Genomic DNA, 5,334 nt, shown 5'->3' with positions numbered 1-5,334 from the left:
AAGCCGGCGAGCCCACCGTCAGGGCGGGCAGCGCCCCGGCCACCAACAGCCGACGCAGGCGGCCGGGCGGCAGTCGACCGGCGGGTACCACGGCCGCGGCCAGCCGGCGAGCCCCACCGTCAGGCCGGGCAGCGCCCAAGCTATGAACTGCTGGCGCGGGCGCCCCCCAAGGCAGTCGACCGGCAGGCGCCACGGTCATGGCCTGGGGGCCCCGGCTACGAACAGCCGACGCGAGCCCCTCGGGGGGCCTGGCCGGTGCGGCGCGGGTCGCCCCGGGGCAGGATCAGTCCGTGGTGGCGGTGGCGGGCTCGGGGGTCGTCGTTTCCGTCGGCTGGGCCTTCTTTGCCTTGCGCTTCAGGACCAGCATCGAGGTGACGCCGATGAGGACCGCCGCTACCAGGCCCAGCCAGGAGAAGCGCTTGAGCCAGGCTTCGGCGACGATGCCGACGTAGTAGATGACGGCCGTGGTGCCGCCCGCCCAGAGGATGCCGCCGAGGACGTTGGCGGTGAGGAACTTCCAGTACGGCATGCGCAGCACGCCCGCGAGCGGGCCGGCGAAGATGCGCAGCAGGGCGACGAAGCGGCCGAAGAAGACGGCCCACATGCCCCACTTCTGGAAGGAGCGCTCGGCGGTGGCGATGTGTCCCTCGCTGAAGTGGCGGGGGAACTTCTTGCCGAGCCAGGCGAGCAGCGGGCGTCCGCCCTTGCGGCCGATGGCGTATCCGATGGAGTCACCGATGATCGCGCCGGCGGTGGCGCAGGCGCCGAGGATCACCGGGTCGATGTCGCCGTGCTGGGAGGCGAGCAGGGCCGAGGAGACGAGGATGATCTCACCCGGCAGCGGGATGCCCAGGCTCTCCAGTCCGATGACCACTCCCACCAGCGCGTAGACGGCGACCGCGGGCACGGTCTCGAGCCATTCCTGGACGTGCAACGCCGATTTCCTTCCGATCCCCGAGCTGCGTTCTGTGTCTGCGGGCCGTGCGCCCGGTCACGGCGCGCGGTCCGTGCAGCCTACCGGTTCACAAGAGGGTGCCTGGCGCTCACGGGTTCCAGCTCCACTCGGCGACCTCGGGCATGTCGGTGCCGTGCTCACGGATCCACTCGTGGTGGCGCGTGCGGGCGTCGGCCATGCGCTGGCGCACGGCGGCGGCGCGGACGGCGAGGCCGGGCACCCGGTCGATGACGTCCATGACGAGCCGGTACCGGTCGAGGTCGTTGCGGACCACCATGTCGAAGGGCGTGGTGGTGGTGCCCGACTCCTTGTAGCCGCGCACGTGCAGGTTCTGGTGGCCGGTGCGGCGGTAGGCGAGGCGGTGGATCAGCCACGGGTAGCCGTGGTAGGCGAAGATCACCGGCTTGTCCGTGGTGAACAGGCCATCGTACTCGAAGTCGGGCATGCCGTGCGGGTGCTCCTCGCGGGGCATCAGCCGGGCGATGTCGACGACATTGACGACGCGGAACGCGAGCTGGGGCAGATGGCGGCGCAGCAGCTGGGCCGCGGCCAGCACCTCCTGCGTGGGGACGTCGCCGGCGCAGGCGAGGACGACGTCGGGCTCGCCGCCGTTCTCGGTGCCGGCCCAGTCCCAGACACCGGCGCCGCGGGCGCAGTGGGCGCGGGCGGCGTCCATCGTCAGCCAGTCGTAGCAGGGCTGCTTGCCGGCCACGATCACATTGACGTAGTCGCGGCTGCGCAGGACGTGGTCGGCGACGGAGAGGAGGGTGTTGGCGTCCGGGGGCAGGTAGACCCGGACGACCCCGGGGCTCTTGTTGAGCACATGGTCGACGAACCCGGGGTCCTGGTGGGAGAAGCCATTGTGGTCCTGGCGCCAGACGTGCGAGGTGAGCAGGTAGTTGAGGGAGGCGATCGGGGCGCGCCAGGTCAGTTCGCGCGAGGTGCGCAGCCATTTGATGTGCTGGTTGACCATCGAGTCGACGATGTGCACGAACGCCTCGTAGCAGGAGAACAGGCCGTGCCGTCCGGTGAGCAGATAGCCCTCGAGCCAGCCCTGGCACAGGTGCTCGGAGAGGATCTCCAGCACGCGGCCGTGCCGGTCGAGGTGCTCGTCGACGGGGAGGGTGCGCTCCTGCCAGGCCTTGCCGCTGGCGTCGAAGACGGCGTCGAGGCGGTTGGAGGCGGTCTCGTCGGGGCCGACGAGCCGGAAGTCCCGGCGGGTCTCGGTGTCCTTCATCACGCGGGCGAGCAGGTCGCCGAGGACGCGGGTGGGTTCGTGGAGGGTGGTGCCGGGTTTGTCCACGGGTACGGCGAACTCGTCGAGGTCCGGCAGCGGCAGTTCGCGCAGCAGCAGGCCGCCGTTGGCGTGCGGGGTGGCGCCGAGGCGGCGGTCGCCCTCGGGCACACAGGCGAGGACCTCGTCGACGGGCCGGCCGTCGGCGTCGAAGAGCTCGCCGGGGCGGTACGACTTCAGCCAGGCCTCGAGCTGCCGCAGATGCTCGGGGTTCTCGCGGACGCCGGGCAGCGGCACCTGGTGGGAGCGCCAGGTGTTCTCGACGGGCTTGCCGTCCACCTCGGCGGGGCCGGTCCAGCCCTTGGGTGTGCGCAGCACGATCACGGGCCAGCGGACCCGCTCGGTGACGCCGTCCTCCCGGGCGGCGCGCTGGGCCTGGGCGATGCGGTCGAGGGCGGTGTCCATGGCGGTGGCCATGGCCCGGTGGACGGTGGCCGGGTCGTCGCCGCTCACCGTGATCGGGTCGTGGCCGTAGCCGCGCAGCAGCTCTTCGAGCTCGGGCTCGGGGAGGCGGGCGAGGACGGTCGGGTTGGCGATCTTGTAGCCGTTGAGGTGCAGGATCGGCAGGACGGCACCGTCATGGACGGGGTCGAGGAACTTGTTGGAGTGCCAGGACCCGGCGAGCGGGCCGGTCTCGGCCTCGCCGTCGCCGATCACGCAGGCGACCAGCAGGCCGGGGTTGTCGAAGGCGGCTCCGTAGGCGTGGGCGAGGGAGTAGCCGAGCTCGCCGCCCTCGTGGATGGAGCCGGGGACCTCGGGGGCGACGTGGCTGGGCACGCCGCCGGGGAAGGAGAACTGCCGGAACAGCCGTGCCATGCCGGCCGCGTCCCGGCCGACGTCCGGGTAGATCTCGCCGTAGGTGCCCTCCAGCCAGGTGTTGGCCAGGATGGAGGGCCCGCCGTGGCCGGGACCCCAGATGCACAGCGCGTCCAGGTCGCGGGCCCGGATGACGCGGTTGAGGTGGGTGTACACCAGGTTCAGGCCCGGTGAGGTGCCCCAGTGGCCCAGCAGCCTCGGTTTGACGTGCTCGGGCCTGAGGGGTTCGGTCAGCAGGGGGTTGCCCAGCAGGTAGATCTGGCCCGCCGACAGGTAGTTGGCGGCGCGCCAGTGGGCGTCCAGGGTGCGCAGTTCCTCGTCGCTGGGTCCGGTGTGCTGGTCCTCGGGCATGGCTGACTCCGTGAGTGGTCGGCGGGTGCGCTCCGCGCCGGGCATCAGCAGGGGGTACCAGTCTGTGCCGGTGTGATGCCTCTCGCGTGCGTACGGCGGCATGTGGCGCAATGTGCGCGCCGCGCCCGGTGTCGGTGGGTTCCGGAGTCTCAGTGGAACGGGATCACCACGACCGGGGCCGTGGCGTGGTGCAGCACGGCGTGGGTGACGGAGCCGATGCGGGTCCCGATGGCGTGCCGGCGCATCCGGCGTCCGACGATCAGCAGCGAGGACCGGGCGGAGGCCTCGACCAGGCGGACGGAGGGGGTGCCGCCGAAGGACTCCTCGGTCACCTCGACGCCCGGGAACTTCTCCCGCCAGGGGCGCACCAGGCCGGCCAGCAGCGCGGCCTGCGCTGCGGCGATCTCGTGGTAGCGCTCGGGGTCGGCCGGCACGCCGTAGACGTAGTACGGCGGCAGGTTCCAGCCGTGCACGATCCGCAGGCTCGCCTCCCGCCGCTCCGCTTCCGCGAACGCGAAGGCGAGCAGCTCGTCGGAGGGGTCGTCGACGTCGAGGCCGAGCAGCACCGGGAGGCAGGGGGTTGCGGCGGAGGGGATCCCGGCCGGGTCCGGCTGGTGCTCGTCGGCGGCCTGCTCCCCGGCCCGCACCAGGACGACCGGCCGCCGGACGTGCGCCACGACGACCAGCCCCACGGAGCCGACCAGGAACCCGCCGACGCCGCCCATGCCGCGGGAGCCGAGCACGAGCAGCTCGGCCTCGTCCGAGGCGCGGATCAGCACGTCGTAGGGCGAGCCGATGCGGTGCTCGGTCTCGATCTCGGCGCCGGGGTGGCGCAGCCGCAGCCCCTCGGCGGTCTCCCGCAGCATCCGGGGCCAGGTTCCGACCGAGTCCTCCGATGCGGTGACGGATTCGCTCCAGGACGGCTCCGTCTCCCCGCCGAGCAGCGGGGCGACGACCGTCGGGTGGACGTGCAGCAACCGGAGCGGTGCGGCACGCAGCGCCGCTTCGCGGGCCGCCCATTCGGCCGCGGCCCTGCTCTCGGGCGAGCCGTCCAGGCCGGCGATGAGGGGGCGGGACATGGTGACCTCCTGGGGTCGGAGCGGTCACCTTCAGCCTGGTGCGCCCCGCCTCCCGCGCACAGGGGCCGCGGGGCCCGTCCCGGCGCCGAAGGACCCTGCCCGGGGCGGCCGGGTCAGGGCCGTGTGCCGGGCCCGCAGGGCCGTTCGGCCCCTCCTGGTGCGGCCGGCCGCGCGGGAGGCTGGACGGTGCAAACGGCAGACCGCTCACCCGCAACGCCTCAGCTCAGGGAGGCCCGCCATGTTCGCTCCCCCGTCCCCCAGCGCGATTCGCGCACTGCCCGCCCAGCACCGGGCACGTCTGATGGAGTTCGCCCGCGAGGTGTCCTTCCCGCAAGGCGTCCGGCTGTTCGAGGAAGGCGGACGCGCCGACCGGTTCTGGGTCGTCCGGACCGGCACCGTCGCCCTCGACATGCGGGTGCCCGGCCGCCGCCCCGCGGTGATCGAACGCCTCGGGCACAACGAACTCGTCGGCTGGTCCTGGCTGTTCGAGCCGCACATCTGGCATCTGGGCGCCGAGGCGGAGACGCTGGTGCGCGCCTACGAGTTCGACGCCGCGCCCGTCAACGCCCTGCGCCACGCCGACCCGGTCTTCGGCCAGGCCGTGGCCGAATGGGTCGGCAACGTCGTCGCCCACCGCCTCCACGCCGCCCGCGTCCGCCTCCTCGACCTCTACGCCCCGTACGGGGCGGGCAGCACGGTCTGACTCACTTCGCCGAGCGAGCCGCCGGGATCGGCGGCAGCGCCCGGCCACGGCTGCCGCCCCGCCCGGCACCGCGCGGAAACGCGCAGGCCACGGGGGCGAGGGTGCCCTACCGGGCTGCCTCAGTCCTCGGCGGGCT

Annotated in this window: 4 protein-coding genes; 1 reads left to right on the top strand and 3 read right to left on the bottom strand. The window is 73.0% G+C overall.

Annotation, left to right across the window (positions count from 1 at the left end; genetic code table 11):
• Window positions 1–283: 283 nt before the first annotated feature.
• The 3 genes from ABD207_RS26160 to ABD207_RS26150 form a co-directional block, all read right to left on the bottom strand.
• Window positions 284–934 carry a DedA family protein gene (locus tag ABD207_RS26160; protein WP_344015618.1) on the bottom strand — a complete coding sequence of 217 codons (651 nt, stop codon included), beginning with the start codon at window positions 932–934 and terminating at the stop codon, window positions 284–286.
• Window positions 935–1,043: 109 nt separating this feature from the next.
• Window positions 1,044–3,416, bottom strand: coding sequence for a phosphoketolase family protein (locus ABD207_RS26155; protein WP_344015617.1), 2,373 nt, complete (start codon window positions 3,414–3,416; stop codon window positions 1,044–1,046).
• A gap of 149 nt (window positions 3,417–3,565) precedes the next feature.
• A complete protein-coding gene (locus ABD207_RS26150; RefSeq protein ID WP_344015616.1) occupies window positions 3,566–4,495 on the bottom strand; it encodes a universal stress protein in 930 nt (309 codons plus the stop codon).
• Between the two features lie 238 nt (window positions 4,496–4,733).
• On the opposite strand from ABD207_RS26150, the gene ABD207_RS26145 reads away from it, so the two are divergent.
• Window positions 4,734–5,198: a cyclic nucleotide-binding domain-containing protein gene (locus ABD207_RS26145; protein WP_344015615.1), complete on the top strand. Its 465-nt coding sequence runs from the start codon at window positions 4,734–4,736 to the stop codon at window positions 5,196–5,198.
• The last annotated feature ends 136 nt before the right edge of the window (window positions 5,199–5,334 follow it).

Source organism: Streptomyces thermospinosisporus (assembly GCF_039526425.1).
GTDB lineage: Bacteria > Actinomycetota > Actinomycetes > Streptomycetales > Streptomycetaceae > Streptomyces > Streptomyces thermocarboxydovorans.
The sequence above is the reverse complement of the archived record's forward strand: the minus strand, read 5'-3'. Positions and strand labels throughout refer to the sequence as shown.